Below are 19,746 nucleotides of genomic sequence, written 5' to 3'. Positions count from 1 at the left end.
CAGATGTTTCATAGATATTCAATTTTTGGATTCACTGAAATAATGCATACTTTCAAAAGTACCCAATTAAAAATAGTATGGGTATAGCTGATATCAGGGATTATTAAGTCTTACGTCTGCCTTCTTTGTTAATTGTTGTTAATTGTTAACTAATCAGACTACTACAAGAAAAATAAAACATACTTTTATGAAAACAATAAAAACCTTAGACTATGAGAAATATAACCTTAACCTGTTTTCTTCTTTTTACAGCGACACTAAGTTTCGCACAGAAACAAAAAGAGCAGCATCTTAAAGTAAGCAATAAATACAGTATTGGTCAACAGGTAAGTGATGAAGAGTACACTGTTACATTAAAACAAATCCGAAAAATATCAGATTCTACTTTCCTGATGCAAATACAGGTCAATGATATCTATTATTCGACAGTGGACAATAGATTCAATATGACATTATCAACTGCTCATCCGAGCAAAAACAGGAACATTCAGAATACTACAGCTACGATTCCTTATGTACTGTTATATGGAAGGCCCATCCAGTTTGAGGTGACAAACGGAAAAGTAAAAATTGACTCTCTAAAACTTCGTTCAGAATTACTCCGGCAATTAACAGACTGGCAGATTACGCCAGAATATCAGAGCAATATTTTAGCCAATACAATAAGTAAGAGTCAGACAATGGCCCAGTATTTATTTTTTTCAAAAGAGAAGAGTAAACTAAGTGGTCAGACACAGAAAAAAGATAAAAATCAGGCTTCCTTTATCCGGGACGAAAATAATACAGCGGAAAAAACTCAGGAGAAAACGATCTTTGACATCCATACGTTTCAGATAACAGAGGCCAGCCTTACTACAAAAGTAGATCAGGATGTAAACAATAAGGGGGTAAAAAGTGAATTTTACTTTGCCGTCCAACCGTCTTCATTACCTCCGGTAAAATCTGATGCTGAAAAAAACTATCTGGTCATGATTATTGAGGGAAGTGGATGGAGTCAGGCAGTAATGACTAACAACGAAATTGACAGTATAAAATTAAAGAATTACATCAGCAAATACGATCCGCTCTACGGTGAACGTCCGGATTTCAATAGTATTAAACTTGGGCTGATACAACGTCAGGGAAATTATGAAACCTATAAAGAAGAGCTTAAGAAAACAAGACCACTTCTTTTAAAGAGTACATATCACCTTTCCAATAAGATTGTGTTTGATGATTTAAGTGAGGCTGATTTTATCGAGATTGTTCCTTTACTGGATAATGAACAACTCTATTCCTGGGCACAGAATGATCTTTACCAACATGTCTTAGCCGGAAAAAGTGAAGCTATTAATAAGCTATCCAAATTATCGGTTTCTTTCAGTGAAAGAGAAAAAACAACGGCCACTCCCATGATACTATGGCATAAAGCCTTTTTAAATAAAAATAATGCAGACAGTCTGCTTTACTATGGCAATGCACTTTTAGCACTTGATCCCTCCTACTGGAATGATGGAAATGCCAGCAGATATGCTTTATTTATCTGCAAATTACTTGGTGAAAAAGATAAAAGTACTGCAACAGCATTTCTGGATCAAATTATAAAAAAGCTGACTCCATTGGCTGAGGATGAACAAAACGGCTATCGTATTGTTAAAAAAGCACACCTCGCATACTGCTACTATCTGCATGCGGCGGAAGCAGATCCGGCTCAGGCTCTTGCCTATACGGAAAAGGCGGTATTCTATTCCCACGAGAATAAAAATGAGGATCGACGTGTCAATAGTTATGAAAGATCATTTGGTGTAGCTAAAGAAAATTACAATGAAAAATACCTCGACATGCTGGCTCAAAACGGGCAAAAAGATCTGGCTTTACAAAACTATGTAAAGGAATTTTTGATAAATCATTCCGGTAATTTTAGTGGATTAAAGAATTTTTATGAAAAGCAATTCGATTCTGTTTCTTTTGGTCAGTATTTTAAAGATAAGATTATTCCTCAGCTCGCAGATGCACCTGCATTTGAGTTAACTGATCTGGAAGAAAAGAATGTAAATATCGCTCAGTTTAAGGGTAAATGGACTGTAATAGATTTCTGGGGAACCTGGTGTGGTCCTTGTGTGGCTGAAATGCCAAGACTAAACACCTATCATGAGAAGCTAAAGGAAGATGATAAAAGCAAAATAGATTTTATCACCATTGCCTGTAATGATACAAAGGAAAAGGTAGAGGCCTTTTTAGCTAAAAACAAGTTTACAATTCCGGTATTGATGTCTGATGAAAAAGTACAGTATAGCTACAAAGTACCGGGCTATCCCAGCAAATTTATTGTTACGCCTGAAGGAAAACTAATATCGACAATGTTTGGCTCTGATTGGCAAGGTTTTGTTAAACAACTAGCGACATTGTATTAAATAAAACCCCGTACCGGCTGTAGCCGGTACGGGGTTATAAGATCTTAATATAATAGTCTGAAAACCGGCTATTTATTAAGTTTTTTGATATTCTCTATACGATTCAACAGGTCTTTGTAATGAACCGCCTCAAAATCTTTTGATCTTTTGGCAGATTTAGCAATCTTTTGCTCCACCTGTAGCAACGCTTCGTACATAATGATACGCATATCTGATAGATTCGGATTGTAAGGTGTCAGACCTGCTGCTGCGTAGGCTGTCTCCTGTACAGGTTTATCAAGTTTCAGCAATACGCCTAACCGATCTACATACGCACGCTGTAATCCTCTGCTGAATACATCATTGGCATTTGATTCAAATATTTGTTTCTCCAGATCGTTCAACAGTTCTTTTACAGTATAAGCCTGATTACCATTTTTAAATTCATCATCCAGCATGCGTGCAAATCCGTATGTTTCCATCAGTGAAGTCAGTACCTGATTTTGCATTTCAACGATCCGGTTGACCATTGTTCCGTAATCTACACGGGAAAGTAATGTGGAATCCAATAACCAGGTAGGCGTCTGGAAAACCTGTCTCCCCACAAAGTCAACAGCTCTCTGCTGTTTATCCTTGCTTACATACGTGAATACAGCTCCTGGTTCGCCCATTGTCTTCACGTCTTCTGTCATAGCTGCAACATTTGCAAGCACATGATTGACATAGCGGCGATACTGGCGCATAATTTCCAGATACAATTCTTTAGTACCACTTAAATCATCCGCATTATCATACGTCCATTTTTCCAGATTCGGCAGAATATAACGTAAATTGGCAATTCCATAATCACTTGCTTTTACAGCATCGTTCCCCAGATCTTCACTTTGTGCACGCGGATCCATAGATCCCTGTCTGCCATAGAAATATACAGGATTCTTTACTTTCTCGCGAATCTGCAATTCTAATGCACGCTCTTCCTGTTCCGGAGTCTGGCCTGCATAATAACGGTAACCAAAGTCAATCGCAAAACGGTCATACTCTCCTATTTTAGGATAGATCTGTTTCACTCCGTCACCTGGCTGTGCTACATAATTGAAACGTGCATAGTCCATTACAGAAGGTGCTGTGCCATATTTTTCGGTAAATGCCGGAGAACGAAGAGAGTCTACATCATATGCTGCACTGGATCCGAAGTTGTGGAGCAACCCTAAAGTATGTCCGACTTCATGTGAAGATACAAACCGAACCAGTTGTCCCATCTGCTCATCACTAAGTTTGGCACCACGTGCTCCGTCATGAATAGCTGCAGTCTGTACAAAAAACCAATTGCGAAGCAATGACATTACATTATGGTACCAACCGATATGGCTTTCTATGATCTCTCCTGATCTCGGATCAGATATACGCGGACCATATGCATTTTCAGTTTCCGAAGCAAAATAACGGATGACAGAATAGCGTGCATCTTCTGTGCTGAATTCCGGATCTTCCTGTGGAGTCGGAGCCTCTCTGGCTACGATAGCTTCTTTAAATCCAGCGGCTTCAAAGGCTTCATTCCAATCGTTTACACCAGCAATCAGATAAGGCACCCATTTCTTGGGTGTAGCCGGATCAATATAGTATACGATCTGTTTCTTAGGCCTGACCAGTTCCCCTCTGTTGTACGCTTCCAAATCAGCAGGTTCCAGCCGCCAGCGCTGAATAAATGCTTTTTTGGTTACTTTTTGATCATTCGCACCAAAATCAATCTTGCGGTTAGAAAAATAGCCTACTCTCTGATTATCATAACGTGGCTGCATAGGTACTTTTGGTAACAATACCATGGAGGTATTGAGTCCGAAAGTCATCGCTCCGACTGTCTTATCTGCGGGCAGATCAGGTGTCTTAAAGGTTTTGACAGTCCTTACCTCCACATTCTCCGGAAAAGCTTTGACTGTATCAATATAAGAACGGGAAGCATCTATACCTGCGATTTTATATGTTTTCTTCAGGTTCTCCGGCAATTGCATCCCCGGAATATCCCCGTTGTAGAAATCCGTTACATCAATCACTACATTGCGCCCCCCTTCATTAAACGCTTTTATATCAAAAGCAGCCAGAATAGGCATAGCGTTGGAATTGGCCAGTGCCTGGTTGATGTCTGTATTTCCTGTAGCCATGTAGGCATAGCTCGGTACGCGAATATAGATTGTATTTTCTCTTCGGTGCCATTGCCAAAGCTGATCATTGATCATCTCTCCTCCATATTGTGAACGGAATTCTTTGAGGCCGACAGGCGTCTGTGTAAAGCGTGTGACCACTAACATATCTCTGTTCAACAGACTATCCGGTAGCTCCATATAATACTTATCGCCAACACGGTAACTATTAAAGAGCCCCTTACTTTTAACAGCATCTTTACTGATCAGTTCATCGAATTTTTTGATCTTATCTTTTTTTGGTTTATCATCTTCCTTCTTTGAAGTATCTGATTTATCTGTCAGTTTCACCAGACCGGACCATTTGCCTGATTGGGCATAAAGAGATCCTGTCCCCATAGTCATCATCGCCAATGCGATGGTTATCTTACTTATATATCTCATTTCTGTCTTTATGTATATAGATTACCAACCCGGATTCTGCGGTTGAAGATTTGTATTGACACCCAGCTCTGTCAGCGGGATAGGCATCCAGTAATTTTTTTCCGTAAATACCCGTGTTCCGGCAGATTTTGCTACATATTTAAATGTCCCATCGGTATTCTTCGTAATCGTCACGCCATTTACAGACTTATTCAGTACCACATCTGCTGTTTTCCAACGTCTCAGATCCTGATAGCGGATATTATCTTCAAAAGCAAGTTCTATCCTTCTCTCTTTCTGTATACGCTGACGCATTTTGTCTTTATCCAGACCTTTGGGCAATTCTGGCATTGCCACCCTTTTACGTATTGCATTTACAGCATCATATACACTCTGTACAGGCCCTTCTACTTCATTCTTTGCTTCTGCAAAATTCAACAGGACTTCAGCGTAACGCATAATTACCCAGTTGGTGCTGCTCCCTATACTTGCATCTTTATTGTAGTCGAATTTTTCATCAATAAATTTCTTCATATAGTATCCTGTCGGACTTGGATTTGTTCTTGGCATATCTTTACCACCGGTAAAAGCTTCTACTGCCCGATCCTTAAACATACTTCCATTATACAGGATAGATTTTTCAAATCTCGGATCTCTTCCTTTATAAGGATTTGATTTATCGTAACCTGATCCGGTTTCATCAATAGCCTTTCCATTGGCCATTTCATACATATCAATCAGATCCTGGGTAGGACAATTGATACCCTTGCCACCGTAACCAGTAGGGCTATTGTTTTTATCAAATGCATGTTGTTTTTCACCTTTCAAACCATTATATCTGAATTCGAGAATTACTTCCGGGCGCGTCATTACGTTTTTAACCAGGAATACGTCATTATATTCTTTCTGCAGTTGAAAAGCGTTACTGCTGATAACCGCCTCAGCTGCATCAGCAGCTACTTTCCAGCGGTTCATATTTTGTTCTGTGTTATTAAGCGGACTGGCAGCCCAAAGCAGTACTCTTGTACGGAATGCCAAAGCCGCATCTTTGGTAATTCGTCCCCACTCCTCTTTAGCATAAGTAGCAGGCAATTCCGAAGCTGCTTTTTCAAGTTCTGAAGCGACAAATGCCATTCCTTCTTCATGCGACATTTTATGTGGTTTCTCTTCTGCTTCTTCTATAGGCTGAGCCTTTAATAAAAGGGGAACATCTTTAAAAGAAGAAAACATTTGAAAATATAAATAGGCACGCATAAAACGGGCCTGTCCCAATAACAGGCGTCTGTCCTCCTCATTCAGTACTTTTGCCGTTTCAGCTCTGCCGATAAAATAATTAATCTTACGGATCTGAACATAGGCGTCTTTCCAGAGATTACGTTCCGGAAATGTGCTGTTAAAAAAGTCACCCGTCAGGTAAGCTGTTATCTTTTTTTCTTCTGTACCGATCAACTGCAGATCATCTGTTACTGCAGCAGGTATATAGGTATTGGTAAATCCGGTATTTAAAAATGTATAGAATTCATTGACCGAAAGTTTGATCAGCGCCGGATCTGACCATACGGTCTCTTCAGATACCAGATTGAGCGGCTTGCGATCTAAAAAATCCTTCTGACAGGACGAGAATCCTATCAGTCCTGATAATAATAAAATACGAAGTATAGTGTTGTTATTTTTCATGGATCAAATGCATTAAATGTTAAAGACCTACGCGAACTCCCATAGAGAAGATGCGTTGTGGAGGATATAAGTTGGCTGTTGCACCGGTAGATTCCGGATCATATCTTCTGTTTTTACTGATCGTAAACAGGTTTTGCCCCTGCACAGTGATACTCATAGATCTCAGACCTGCAGCTTTGATCCAGTCTTTTGGAATATCATAAGCCAGCTGTGCTGTTCTCAATTTGATATAGTTTCCGTTTTTCACATAAAAGGTAGATGGAAGTCTGTTATTCTCATGATTCGACAATAATCTAGGATAACTGGCATCCGGATTATCCGGAGTCCATCTGTCCAGATGAAGTTCATAGAAATTAGCAATATCATTGGCAGCTGTATAATTGATAAATACATCTGTCGATGCCTGGAAAAATGCATCTACAGATAAACCTTTCCATGCTGCACCCAGATTGATTCCGTATACAGTCGGTGGATTGATATAGCGTGCCTCAAATGCACGATCCGGACTGCCACTATACAATTCGACTACCCCATCACCGTTCATATCTTCATACTTGATATCTCCCGGCTTCGGAGTAACAGGAGTGCCATTAGGACTGCTCAGATATTTAGGCCAGTTAGCTACATCTGCCTCATCTCTGAAGATACCTTTTGCATTCAGAATACGCACCATTCCAATGGCAGATCCCTCCTGACGTAAACCCGGTAATACCGCATCGTTTTCTCCATAATCTACTGCACGGCTTTTCGTATACGTCATGTTGATCCGGGCATTGATCTGTACGTCTTTTATACGGCTTCTATGTGACAATGCAGCTTCATAGCCATAGTATCTTTCTTTTGCAAAATTCTGCAAAGCAGGAGTCATACCAAATGACAATGGCACATCATATGATCTGGAACGCAGAATATCAAACTTATTCTTGTTATAGTAATCCAGCTCCAATCCCAGCTTACCTTTCCATAGAATGGCATCCACTCCGATATCAAAGGCATCTACTTTTTCCCAGGTAATATTCGTATTAGGAACAGTAAGATTTGAAATTCTGGTCAGTGGAGTAATCGCATTATTTGTCCCGAATACATATCCAGCCGGCATGATGGCATAATTATAAAAATAGGTATACAAGCTACCGCCATCATTGCCTAACCGTCCAAATGAAGATCTGATTTTCAGATTGTCAACAAATGAGAAACGCTCTTTGAAAAAGTCTTCTTCAGACACAATCCACGCTGCTGATACTGCCGGGAAAAGTGCATTACGCTTTCCTTTGGGATAATAAGGTGAACTGTCATATCTGAAACTTCCTTCTACCACATAACGCTGATCATAGCTATATACAAGACGGCCAACGACACTTTGTCTTGCATTTTCTGTAGAAGAACCTAAATTTTTCTGGGTACTGGCGTCACCAAGGAAAAGCTGATCTAAGCTCGCTACAGGAAAGTTGCTTCTGTCGGCGGAGAACATTTCACTTTTAAATTCATTTTGTTCATAAAGTGCCATTGCATCGACATGGTGGTCTCCAAACTTTTGCTTGTAGTTTAATTTCACCTGTACATTGACATTGTTATTCTGGTTGTAAGACTGACTCAGGTAAGGTTTTTCCGAACCATTCTGCAACGTATATTCTTCTCTGTCCTGTGCTAATGTATATTGCGGAACAGGTGTAGTAAATCCTTTCTGAAAAGCGTTGTTACGGTCTACAGTTACTGCAGCACTTGCGGATAATCCCTTGATAAAAGGAATCTGCTGTGTCAATCGGAATGAACCTGTAAATACGTTTCTTGTGGTCCGGTTATAGCCACTTTCGGCTAATACATCTGAATAGGGATTACCTGAAAATCCGGAATAAGCGTAGTATCCGTTAGAGAACCTGGCCGGAGCTATAGATCCCAATGAAGCCAGTCTGCTAAAGATCGTCTCTGCATATGCGGCCGGATTATTTGCCGTTTCACTGATATAGTTAATACCTACAGATAAATTTGTATTTGGTGTGACATCATATTCCGTATTACTGACAAGGCCATATCTTTTCAATCCGGAGGTTTTCATCAGACCATCCTGATCTGTATATGTTCCGCTCACGAAGTAACGGGCATTTTTGCTACCTCCGTTTACATTTACATTATGGCGTTGCAGCATTGCAGTATTATTAAGCACTTCTTTATACCAGTCAGTATTCGGATAACGATCCGGATCGGTGCCATCTCTGAATTTCTGCAATTCCTCATTTGTATACTTACTCCGTGGTGAAGAACCTCTTTCAGCAACATCATTATCGTACATTTCATTATTCAGCATTGCATACTGATAAGAATCCAGAAAACGGGGTAATCTGGTACTCTGCTGAAAACCAAACTGTCCGCTATACTGAATATCCAGGCGTTCTTTATTACCTTTTTTAGTGGTAATGAGGATTACACCATTTGCACCGCGTGTACCGTATACTGCGGCAGCAGCATCTTTAAGCACAGTAACACTTTCAATGGAATTCGGATCCAACTTATCCATTTCCATACCAATGATTCCCTGACCTTCTCTGGCCACTCCGTCAATGACGATCAGCGCCTCACCCATTCCGCGTATTTTGATAGTAGCACGGTCACGGTCAGGAGCTCCCGAAGTCATCGTAGATGATATTCCGGGAGCCCTTCCCATTAAGGTGTTAGATAGATTGACTGCCGGAGATTTTGCAAGCTCATCCCCTTTGATCGTATTGATAGCTCCCGCGACCAATTTCTTTTGCTGGGCACCATACCCCACTACAACAATATCGTTCAGTTCAGTTATTGCTTTAGAAAGCACAACTGCAGCATTTTCATTATTTTTGACTTTGTACTCTGCCCTTTGATATCCAAGAAAACTGCATTCAAGAACATCACCTGCCTGTGCACGGATGCTGAACTCTCCTTCATTATTGGTAGAAACAATAAGTCCGCTTCGTTTATTACGGATAGTTGCACCAGGCAGTACAATACCCTGATCATTACGAATAATGCCTTTAATGACTTCTTCCTGCAACGTCAGGGTAGTGACCGCCACACCCAATTCTTTCTTTTTCTTAAGGACTATATTCTTATCAGTCACGACATATGTAATGTCTGTTTCATTGAAAATAGCATCCAAAGCCTGTTTGACAGATGCATTGACAATATGTACATTTTTAACATTTGTACGTTCGAGAAGCTGATCATCAAACAAAAAGTTATATCCTGATTGTTTTTGAATTTCTTTGATTAAATTTTCAATCCGCAGATGACTACCCCGGATATTAATGGTCTGTGCCTCACCCTTAAAGGATACCAGGACAAAAGCTACAGCCAGCATGAAGACAGTAATTTTCATTACCCATAATAATTTCAGGAGAACAGTACGCAGTCCTCCCAATCCCACATTATAATTCATATATTTGAAGAGTTTAGGTTTAAGCGAAGGGATAAGGTATTACTTTCGAAGGGTCTTACTTATTCACATCGCTTTTAATTTCATTAGCCTAGGTCAACCAGAAGTATTAATGCTTCTGGTTTTTTGATTAGTAGAGGTTATTTCATCAGGTAAACCCTCCTTTCTGTGATTTCAAACCTGATGGTTTCAGTGATTTTAAATAGATTTAATATTTCAGACAGTTTACTATTGCGGGATAATGAGCCGCTAAATGTTTTTTTCTTTAATTCTTCTGATCCGGGCTGAATGACAAAGTCAACATTATACCATCTTTCGAGCTTACGTATAATATCTTCCAGAGGTTCTTTTACAAATACAAATTTGGCATCTTTCCATGCCACAGTTGGCTCTACGTCTACCTGCTTACTTTGAAGTTGCTGATCATTCGCAACACTCTGCATTCCCGGCTTCAGTGCCACCTGTTTTCCAAATGCCGATACATTTACTTTGCCGGAAACCAGGGTCGTGACAGTAGGTTCATCCGGATATGCGGATACATTAAACCAGGTACCTAATACTTCTATCTGTTGTTCTGCACTCTTGACAATAAATGGTTTGGATGCATCCTTTGTCACTTCAAAATATGCTTCACCCTGCAGCTGAACCTGACGTTGCTGAGCTGCAAATTCGACCGGAAACTTCATTTTAGAGTCAGCATTCAACCATACTTTTGTTCCGTCGGACAAAATAATTGTATACTGACCTCCTTTTGGTACCTCTATGCTCTGCCATGTTTCCCTGGACTGGCCATTTAACAGCATATTCCCTGCCCCGTCTTCCAGCCTGTCTCCGTTTACAATAAGTTCGCCCTGTGGACCGAGTTTCATTTCACTCCCGTCTTCCAGCTTTAAAATGGCTTTATTTCCTCCTGGAGCAACATCTGATTTAGCAAGCTCTGCAATGCGATCTTGTGGAGCTGTCTGTGATGTATACTGATAAATTCCATACGAAGCAATACTTAAAAGGACGGCTGCTGCTACGTATTTCCATTGTCTGAAAATGCGGAATATACTTTTATTCAGGGATAACGAAGGTGTCTCTGAAGAGGTGTCTTCTGTATCAATTAATCTTTCAAATCTATGAAAAGCCTGCTTCGCTGCCTCGGGATCTTCAGGAACGCTGTAGCTCTCAAAAGTACGTCCGATCAGTTCAGTCAGGTATTGCTCATTTTCCGGATGCTGAAATGCCTCTACCCATTCCAGCAGTTCTTCTGCGGAAAGAGATCCTTCTATATATTTGGCATACAGTATTTCGAACGCTTTTTTGTCCTTCATCAAAAGATTAATAAATGCTTTACATAACTATAGACGTAATCTGATCTTCGGGGAAGACAAAAAAAATCATTTTGTTTGGGATATGATTTTTTCTAACAATAATGCACCTAACACCAGTACCTGGAGGTCTGTGTTTTTTGACATGTAGTGTCTTAATAATTTCAGCGCTCTGACGACATAGGTCTTTGAAGATGTGACAGATATATCCAGCCTTGCAGCAATTTCTTCGTGCGAGAGACCATCTATACGACTCATCACAAATACTTCTTTTACTTTGGAAGGTAATGTGGCAATACCTCTGGATATTATATTTTCCAACTCTTTATATTCCATGCGCTGCACCGGAGTGAGTGCGTGATCAGTAAAATAATGAATCATTTGCTCCAGATTTTCGGTAACGAGTACCTTTTTACGCAAATGGTCCAGCGTTGTATTCCGGGCAATAGTATAGAGATAGGCTTTAATGTTTTTAACTTCTCCCAAATCCTCTCTGCGGTTCCATACCTTAACAAATATCTCTTGTGAAATATCTTCTGCCTGTTCCTGTGATTTAACAAGTAGCTTGACTACGGCAAATACATGAGTCCAGTATCTGGAAAAAAGAAGTTCATAAGCATTCTGAGATCCTTCAGAAAGATGCTTCACAAACTCTTCTTCATGTTGTAAAGGATACATTATGCTCCGTTAGTTTAGTTGAGGATAGGTATAGACATATTTGCAGGTTTACGCCCTTAAAAGACGTTACTTTTCAAAACCTTACGTGCAAAAGTAACTATTTATTTAGAAAATTACCGGAGAAACCCTTATTTCTTGACAATATCCAAACATGATCACAACAAAATAGTCTAAAAAAATACAGAAACAGTAGAAAAAGAAGGAAAAACCCCGGTCTGTTTTTAAAAGACCGGGGCTTCCGAATATATTTACCGTACGAATATTAATTAATAACCAGGATTTTGGACCAGATTCGGATTTCTGTTCAATTCACTCTGCGGAATAGGAAGCCAGACTCTGTTATCATTCATACCATAATTCATTAATGTACCATTGCCTCCACAGATGAGACGGTATTCTTTAAGATTGTCCATGGTGGATTGCAACATACCTGTCCGCTGCAAAGAATACCAGCGGTCCCCTTCAAATGCAAACTCTAACCTCCGTTCATTCAGTATCGCACGCAACAAAGCATCTTTATTCTGAATATCCAAAGCCGGCAGATCTACCCGGTCTCTGATCTTATTCAACGGAGCCAAAGCTTCTCCAGACCTTCCCAGAGCATTGAGAGCTTCCGCTTTGAGCAACAAAATATCATCAAATCTCAGAATGTAAATATGGTCTCCGCTCATCCAACCGCTGGCATGTCTGAATTTGTAGGCAAAAGGTATCTCTCCTGTTGTCGGACAAGGTTTCCAGAACTCATCAGACCAGCCTGCATCGTCAAATAAGATACTGGCATCCTTACGGATATGATCTCCGGCATCATCAAACGCTTTTACAAGATCTTTGGATGGTGTAATGTATTTGCGCCAGTCATCTCCTGAGAGTGATGAAGGAAGCAACATCTGTGGTCCCCAGTTGGATTGATTTGTACCTTCCTTGAATTGTATCAGCAATATGCTTTCTTTGTTATCGTAGTGTGTACCATCAAACAGCTCATCAAAACTGCCATGTAAATCGTAGCCCAGACGTTCTACTTCATCTGTATATTGCAGCACTTTATTGTAATCACGATCCGGACGCTGAGCCCAGACTTTTGCCAGTAAAGCGTAAACGGCACCTTTGGTTGCTTTAGACTGACTTAATGAAGAAGAACTGTAGGTAGCGGGTAATATCGCAGCTTCTTCCAGATCTTTAACAATAAAATTATAGACTTCCAGTTCTGTAGATTTTTTAATATTGGCATCTTCCGGATTAATCTTTGCATAAGCCGTCACTATAGGCACTTCTCTAAATTGTCTGACCAGCTCATAATAAAACAGAGCTCTCAGGAACTTAGCTTCAGCAATTAGGTATTCCCTGCGGTTGTTGACATCTAAAGCCGGATCCTGAACCTCGGCTGCTTTGCCGATGACCAGATTGGCACGGGATATACCATTGTACAATTGCTGCCATGTGCCCAGTATACGAGAATTGAGCGGAGAAATATCGAGGTCGTCATACTGGTATATTTCATCCGCATCTCCGCCGGCATAGGCATTGTCCGAACGGACATCAGATACTACAAAATATTCCCAAATAAAATATTCCGTGTAGAATGTCTGGTAAGCACCGACCAATGCGGCATCCAGATCACTTGCTGTACGGTACGCATTGCCTGAAGTCGCTTCTGACATGGGCGCATTGTCCAGGAATTTCTCACAGGAAGAAAGTCCGGGGATCATCATCAAGATGAATATGATTCGTGTAAAATAATTCGTTCTCATTGCTTCAGGAGGTTAAAAGGTTAGATTCACACCAAAAATAAATTGTCTGGCCTGTGGATAAGTACCGAAATCGATACCAAAGGCTCCGTTTGAACCGTAGGCGCTGGATTCGGGATCATATCCGGAATACTTTGTTACGGTAAAGATATTCTCACCGGTCAGATAGCAACTCAATTCGGTTATTTTCAATTTGCTAAGCCAGTCAGATGGAAAACTATAACTAAGCGTCGCAGATTTCAACCGCATGTAAGATCCGTTTTCTACGAATCGGGAAGAAATGTCTGAATTAGTAACATCTCCATAGATCGCTTTCGGGATATCGGTCTGCTGTCCTGCTGTTGTCCATCTGTTCAGGACTTTAACAGACTGATTTTTGAAATCATTCATTCCTTCAGTTTCAATTCGTGTGGCATTGAATACATCGTTGCCGGAAATACCCTGCAAAAAGAAAGACAGTCCGAAATTTTTATACCGGAAGTTGTTATTCAGACCGAATGCAAATTTGGGATTGGGATTACCGATGATCATTTTATCAGCGTCATCTATATTTCCGTCATTATTCAGGTCTTCATACTTCATCATCCCTGTAGCAGGATCTACTCCAAGTGAACGATATCCCCAGAATACACCTAAAGGCAAACCCTCACGAATCAATGATACCTCCTGGCGTAAAGGAATGTATCCGTCGAGGATATCCTGTCCTCCTATATATCCGACCTTATTTCTATTGAGTGAGAAATTAAAATCCGTATTCCAGATTAGCTTATCTTTCAGGTTTTTGGAAGATATTGTCAGCTCTAATCCTTTATTTTCCAGATCTCCGATATTCTGTAATGCTCCTGTAAAACCACTGGAAAGAGCCAGCGGTTTATTTAACAACAGATTCTTTGTCTTCTTTTGATATACATCAAAGGCAAATGTAAGCCTGTTGTCTAAGATAGTTACATCAAGTCCCAGGTTATTCTGTGTTGAAGCTTCCCACTTCAGACTTGTATTTTCCGGAGTAGATGGTCCCGTACCGGCTACGACCTGACCACCCTGAATCATGTTGATTCCGGGTGATACGATTCCGTACCAACTGTAAGCGCCGATTGCATCATTACCTACCTGCCCCCATGAATACCTGATCTTCAGGTCGTTGATAGCCGACACGTCTTTAAGAAAATTCTCTTCAGACAGACGCCATCCTGCAGAGAAAGAAGGAAAATATCCCCAGCGATTGTCCGGACCGAATACGGAAGAAGCATCCGCTCTGAAATTACTGGACAGCAGATATTTATCGTCAAATGAATAGCGTATACGGCCAATAATGGAGATGTTACTCCGCTGACTCTTAGCTGTTATCGGATTTGTAAATATTGTTCCGCCGTTGACCGTTTGTACAGCAGTACTATTGAATCCTTTAGATTCAATACTGCTGGATTCTCCATATTTACGCTGACTGGTCACTCCTCCCAATACTTCGAGATTATGTTTATCCTGAAATGTCTGTTTATATTCTAATGTATTCTCTGACAACCAGTATTCACTCTGCTCATTGGAAAGATTGGCAATACCACGATTTACTCTTCCCCAATCTGTTTTAAACGGATCTAAAAAATAATTGTATTTACTGTTATAATTATCATATCCAAACATGGATCTGAATCTCAGATTTTTCAGCAAATCTATATTTGCAAAAATATTCCCGTAGAAACGGTTATTATTATATCCGTTTACGGAACCGTCTATATAGGCTACAGGATTGTTGAAAGATAGCCGAAGAGGATTAGCCGTAAATGTACCATCCTCATTGTAGATACCGATAACCGGAGAACTGGTCAGCACGTTCATAATCACGCCGGCATTGCCTGATCCCGAATTATCGATTATATTTTTATCAAACCAACGTGCGTAGCTGATACTTGTACCAACACTCAACCAGTCATTTACCTTCTGGTCCAGGTTCATTTTGACTGTTCCCCTTTTGATATGATTTGTTTTCACTACTCCGTTTTCATTTGAGTATGCTCCGGAAAGATAATATTTGGTTTTTGCATTGCCACCTTCTACAGTCATCTGATAATTCTGAAGCCGGGCTACCCGAAATACTTCGTCACTCCAGTTTGTATTGGCGGTATATTTACTCCAATCAGCAACCTGCCCGATTTCATTCATCAGAGATATATACTGATCTCTGTCCAGCACATCCATTTTCTTTGCGATCCGGCTGAAACCGGTATAACCGGAGAGTTTTAATCTGGAAGTTCCTTCTTTTCCACGCTTAGTTGTGATCAGAATCACCCCGTTTGCTCCGGAAGCACCATAGATAGCTGCTGATGCAGCATCTTTAAGAACAGACACACTTTCTATATCATTTGGATTAATATCGTATATCAACTGAGTCGGCACACCATCCACGATGTATAAGGGATTGCTGCCGGCAGTAATAGAGTTTGTACCACGTACACGTACGCTCATCCCATTCTGTGGTTTACCGGACGGGCGCGTAATCATCACGCCGGCTGATTTACCTTCCATAGAATAGCCCAGATTGGTAGATGGTCTGTCATCAAAATCTTCTGATGTAACTGTACTGATTGCTCCAAGTACATCTTTTCTCTTTTGCTCCCCATATCCCACCACTACGACTTCATCCAGTGCACTATTGGATACATCAAGTACCACGGTCAGGTATCCCCGACCTTGTACAGACACTTCCTGAGCTACGAATCCGACAGAACTTACCATGAGAAGGTCACCAGGATTAGCTGTAATCTCAAATTCACCGTTATCTTTTGTGGCGGTAGCTTCACGTGTATTCTTCACCTGTACTGTGGCGCCTTTAATTGCCTGTCCGTCTTTTCCGCTGACCTTACCTTTTATTGTCGTTTGTACATCTGTCGTATTTTCGGCCTTGCTCATTTTTGCAACTGAAGATCGTCTTATAACAATAGCTTTATCTTCAATCACGAAATCTAATGCAAATGGAGCTAATAGCTGTGAAAGTCCCTTATCCAAAGACACTCTATTCAGATCGACTTCCTCCACCCGAAGACGATCCACGATACCGGATTCACTGATCACATCGTATCTGGTCTATTTTTTTATTTCTTTTAAAATATCGGTGAGTCGCGCATTTTTTCCTTTGAGCGTGACTAACTGTGCATGTGTAAGAGCCTGTACCTGACAGAGCGCCGCCACCATGAATAATGTAATGAGTTTCATCACAATCAGTATTTTTCGGACAGAAGAGTATCTGCAATAGCCTTCCTTCCCATAATTAGAGGTTATTTTCATTATATTTGATTAGTGTAAGGTTTTACATTGGTAATACTTGTAGTCAGTACAATGTAGAATATATACTATCTCTGCTAGAGAAGCCTTCAACCTTCTCTAGCTTATTTTATATATATGCTAGCTGTTAATGGTTATTTTGGACTCATATATATCCTCCTTCCTTCTATTCGGTATTTTATATTTTCATTAGTTAGTTGTATCAGTTTTAAGACCTTATCAATCTGCTCAGATTTAGATATAGATCCCCAGATCAGTATTTTTGCGATCTCAGGATCGACAATTATATCTGCATCATACCAGCGGCCTACTTTAAGCATGACCTGATCCAGACGTTCATTGTTAAATATAAATTCTCCATTCTTCCATGCGATGCTTTCTTCTGTATTAAAAGATTCCACATTTATCGAATTGGAGGTGTTAACAGTCTGCTGTCCAGGCAATAGATGGGTTTTGTAGAGCCCTCTCTTAGCAAGAACTTCTACTTTTCCTTCCAATAAAGAAACACGAGATACCGGATCACCCTCATATGAATTCACATTGAAATGTGTGCCTAAAACCCGAACCTCTTCTTTTCCTGTTTTTACAATAAAAGGTTTCACCGGGTCTTTGCTGACTTCAAAATAGGCCTCTCCCTGCAATTCAACCATACGCTTATCTCCGACAAATGCTATTGGAAATCTGATCACAGACGCCGCATTCAGCCATATTCGTGTTCCGTCGCTCAATTGAATTTTATATTGCCCTCCATTCGGTGTGGATACGGTATTATCTACAATTTCATCTGGATTCAGGGCTTCAACCGAACGTACAGTATAATTAATTTCGCCTTTTCGGGTTTTGACAATTTCAACCCCGCTTCTTTTAAGAAAAATACCCGTATCAAGTTGTTCCAGATCATAGGCGTTACCATCTCCCAATTGCAGATTCCCTCTTTCTGAACCGGGAATAATAACAGCCGTTTTAGTAGGTTGAAGCGGAACATTATCCTGTCTGATGTACAGAATTGCACCAGCACCTATCAGTATCAAAACAGAGGCTGCCCAATACAACATACGTTTAAAAGGATAAATTTTTGAAATTCGGGGCGGGACTGTCATTCCGGACCGAGACTGGATATCTTTATAAAGCCCGGCAGCGATATTATCCAGCTCTTCAGCAGTATGATCTGTTACAATGTGGTCTTCAAAAGAGAAATACCACTCATCAAATTCCTGCTTTTCAGCTGCTGAAATTGTTCCGTTCAGCCATTTTTCGGCCAAATATTGGAGTCTCTGCGGTTCCGGTTTCTGCTTCATAATAAAGGGTTATATAAGTAAGCCCTCTGAAACTGCAATATCCCTTAGTGGAAATTAAAAATTTTTTAAATAATGTACCAGATGTATAAATGCAAGAATGCCCAGATCATTACGGATATGCTTGCGGGCTTTGGTAAGGTGAGCTTCTACTGTTTTTTCGGATATATTGAGCTCTTTTGCTATTTCTTTCTGACTGTACTCCTTCTCCACCCGTAGTCTGAATACTAATTGACACTTTTCAGGAAGTACGCGGATAGATTGTTCCAATGATTCCAGCAGTTCCTTTGTTTCCAGTTGATTTACTGTAGAATCGTCTCTATCAGAAACAGAAGTCCGTAATATATTCCGATACTGTTCGATATGCCCTTGTCTGGATAATGACTTCAGGACTTCATATTTAGTGGCTGTAGCAAAATACACAGCAAAGTTTTTGGTCAGTTCAAAAGAGCTTCTTTTGCGCCAAAGATTGAGAAAGATATTCTGGACAATTTCATAAGCATCATCTTCATTAGACAGCCGGTTTTTCGCTGCCAGAAAGATTCCGGCCCAGTGACGTTTATAGATTTCATTAAAAGCATGCTGCTGGCTATCCTGCAATAGCGCTACCAGTTGTTCTTCCGATAAGGATGTCACATCAACCATACTATTCAATTCCATTTCTCTTGTGCATAAATGTAAGAGTTTTATTCGTATACAAGATAAATGCCTGATACAAATATATTCTTTTGCTTTTTCACAGGCATTTCCATACAGCAGACTTTCGGTCAAAATAATTTCACCGACAGAAGCCCCGTTTTTGCCGAGTTTTTAACTGTATTGATCTAATCTCTATTCCCCGGCGGCATATTCTACCCTACTTTTGATTCAAACAATAACACATAACAACAAAAACTAAAGAAACTAAATAACATGAAAAACGCAATCAAATCCATCGCAACTGCTCTGATCCTGGTTACTTCTCTAAGTGCTTTCGCAGCTGAAAACACAAACCCGGTGAAAGATAATTCGGTAAGTACTGTCAAATCATTTCTGGAAGCAACCACATCAGGCAGCCTTAACTTCAGCAATCAGCTATTCGCTAAAGACTTTGAATACTATACGGCAAGTAAGCCCGATGAAAAATTTAACAAAAACCAATACACCGAGTTCCTGAAAAAGAACAAAGGATTGCAATACGACTGTATCACTTCATATCAGGTGCTGGATGAAAACAGTGATATCTGCCTGGCGAAAGCAACTATGGCTTTTAAGAATTTCACTCGTGTAGACTACATAACCCTTACCCGCAGTCAGGATGTCTGGAAAGTGAGTAAAGTGGTAACCACATACCCCTAAAAACTTGGGTATTTTTGTTTCAACCTAAAGCCTGCGTGGAGACGCGGGCTTTTCTGTTTTATAAAATTTAAAAAAAATATAA

12 protein-coding genes are annotated in these 19,746 nt (G+C 40.2%); 2 read left to right on the top strand and 10 right to left on the bottom strand.

The window, feature by feature from the left end; all coding sequences use genetic code 11:
- Positions 1–212: 212 nt before the first annotated feature.
- Positions 213–2,393: a TlpA family protein disulfide reductase gene (locus I6J02_RS16580; protein WP_201678943.1), complete on the top strand. Its 2,181-nt coding sequence runs from the start codon at positions 213–215 to the stop codon at positions 2,391–2,393.
- Positions 2,394–2,461: 68 nt separating this feature from the next.
- Here the strand turns inward: I6J02_RS16580 and I6J02_RS16575 are convergent, their stop codons facing one another.
- The 10 genes from I6J02_RS16575 to I6J02_RS16535 form a co-directional block, all read right to left on the bottom strand.
- The gene (locus I6J02_RS16575; RefSeq protein WP_201678942.1) at positions 2,462–4,954 is read right to left on the bottom strand and encodes a zinc-dependent metalloprotease; all 2,493 of its coding nucleotides are present in this window, start codon (positions 4,952–4,954) and stop codon (positions 2,462–2,464) included.
- A gap of 21 nt (positions 4,955–4,975) precedes the next feature.
- Positions 4,976–6,610 carry a RagB/SusD family nutrient uptake outer membrane protein gene (locus tag I6J02_RS16570; protein ID WP_201678941.1) on the bottom strand — a complete coding sequence of 545 codons (1,635 nt, stop codon included), beginning with the start codon at positions 6,608–6,610 and terminating at the stop codon, positions 4,976–4,978.
- A gap of 19 nt (positions 6,611–6,629) precedes the next feature.
- Positions 6,630–10,019 carry a TonB-dependent receptor gene (locus I6J02_RS16565; RefSeq protein ID WP_201678940.1) on the bottom strand — a complete coding sequence of 1,130 codons (3,390 nt, stop codon included), beginning with the start codon at positions 10,017–10,019 and terminating at the stop codon, positions 6,630–6,632.
- 137 nt (positions 10,020–10,156) lie between these two features.
- Positions 10,157–11,332, bottom strand: a complete 1,176-nt coding sequence (locus I6J02_RS16560) for a FecR family protein (RefSeq protein ID WP_201678939.1) — start codon at positions 11,330–11,332, stop codon at positions 10,157–10,159.
- A 66-nt stretch (positions 11,333–11,398) separates the two neighbouring features.
- Entirely contained in the window at positions 11,399–12,007 is a 609-nt protein-coding gene (locus tag I6J02_RS16555; RefSeq protein ID WP_201678938.1) for an RNA polymerase sigma factor, read from the bottom strand.
- Between the two features lie 266 nt (positions 12,008–12,273).
- A complete protein-coding gene (locus I6J02_RS16550) occupies positions 12,274–13,755 on the bottom strand; it encodes a RagB/SusD family nutrient uptake outer membrane protein (protein WP_236582084.1) in 1,482 nt (493 codons plus the stop codon).
- A 12-nt stretch (positions 13,756–13,767) separates the two neighbouring features.
- On the bottom strand, positions 13,768–16,821 hold the full coding sequence (locus tag I6J02_RS16545; protein WP_236582082.1) for a SusC/RagA family TonB-linked outer membrane protein: 3,054 nt from the start codon (positions 16,819–16,821) through the stop codon (positions 13,768–13,770).
- Between the two features lie 12 nt (positions 16,822–16,833).
- Positions 16,834–17,034 carry a hypothetical protein gene (locus tag I6J02_RS21825; RefSeq protein WP_236582072.1) on the bottom strand — a complete coding sequence of 67 codons (201 nt, stop codon included), beginning with the start codon at positions 17,032–17,034 and terminating at the stop codon, positions 16,834–16,836.
- 131 nt (positions 17,035–17,165) lie between these two features.
- The gene (locus tag I6J02_RS16540) at positions 17,166–18,329 is read right to left on the bottom strand and encodes a FecR family protein (protein ID WP_201678937.1); all 1,164 of its coding nucleotides are present in this window, start codon (positions 18,327–18,329) and stop codon (positions 17,166–17,168) included.
- Positions 18,330–18,383: 54 nt separating this feature from the next.
- A complete protein-coding gene (locus tag I6J02_RS16535; protein WP_201678936.1) occupies positions 18,384–18,986 on the bottom strand; it encodes an RNA polymerase sigma factor in 603 nt (200 codons plus the stop codon).
- 252 nt (positions 18,987–19,238) lie between these two features.
- Here I6J02_RS16535 and I6J02_RS16530 point away from each other — a divergent pair, with 252 nt between their 5' ends.
- Positions 19,239–19,664, top strand: a complete 426-nt coding sequence (locus I6J02_RS16530) for a nuclear transport factor 2 family protein (protein WP_201678935.1) — start codon at positions 19,239–19,241, stop codon at positions 19,662–19,664.
- Positions 19,665–19,746: the final 82 nt, after the last annotated feature.

Origin of the sequence: Sphingobacterium spiritivorum (genome assembly GCF_016725325.1) — a bacterium.
In the GTDB taxonomy this organism is placed as follows: domain Bacteria; phylum Bacteroidota; class Bacteroidia; order Sphingobacteriales; family Sphingobacteriaceae; genus Sphingobacterium.
The sequence above is the reverse complement of the archived record's forward strand: the minus strand, read 5'-3'. Positions and strand labels throughout refer to the sequence as shown.

What these genes read in the sequence shown, in the direction of transcription:
- I6J02_RS16540 (WP_201678937.1), bottom strand. Translation starts at nt 18,329, where the DNA reads ATGAAGCAGAAACCGGAACCGCAGAGACTCCAATATTTGGCCGAAAAA.
- I6J02_RS16550 (WP_236582084.1), bottom strand. Translation starts at nt 13,755, where the DNA reads ATGAGAACGAATTATTTTACACGAATCATATTCATCTTGATGATGATC.
- I6J02_RS16560 (WP_201678939.1), bottom strand. Translation starts at nt 11,332, where the DNA reads ATGAAGGACAAAAAAGCGTTCGAAATACTGTATGCCAAATATATAGAA.
- I6J02_RS21825 (WP_236582072.1), bottom strand. Translation starts at nt 17,034, where the DNA reads ATGAAAATAACCTCTAATTATGGGAAGGAAGGCTATTGCAGATACTCT.
- I6J02_RS16575 (WP_201678942.1), bottom strand. Translation starts at nt 4,954, where the DNA reads ATGAGATATATAAGTAAGATAACCATCGCATTGGCGATGATGACTATG.
- I6J02_RS16555 (WP_201678938.1), bottom strand. Translation starts at nt 12,007, where the DNA reads ATGTATCCTTTACAACATGAAGAAGAGTTTGTGAAGCATCTTTCTGAA.
- I6J02_RS16570 (WP_201678941.1), bottom strand. Translation starts at nt 6,610, where the DNA reads ATGAAAAATAACAACACTATACTTCGTATTTTATTATTATCAGGACTG.
- I6J02_RS16580 (WP_201678943.1), top strand. Translation starts at nt 213, where the DNA reads ATGAGAAATATAACCTTAACCTGTTTTCTTCTTTTTACAGCGACACTA.
- I6J02_RS16530 (WP_201678935.1), top strand. Translation starts at nt 19,239, where the DNA reads ATGAAAAACGCAATCAAATCCATCGCAACTGCTCTGATCCTGGTTACT.
- I6J02_RS16565 (WP_201678940.1), bottom strand. Translation starts at nt 10,019, where the DNA reads ATGAATTATAATGTGGGATTGGGAGGACTGCGTACTGTTCTCCTGAAA.
- I6J02_RS16535 (WP_201678936.1), bottom strand. Translation starts at nt 18,986, where the DNA reads ATGGAATTGAATAGTATGGTTGATGTGACATCCTTATCGGAAGAACAA.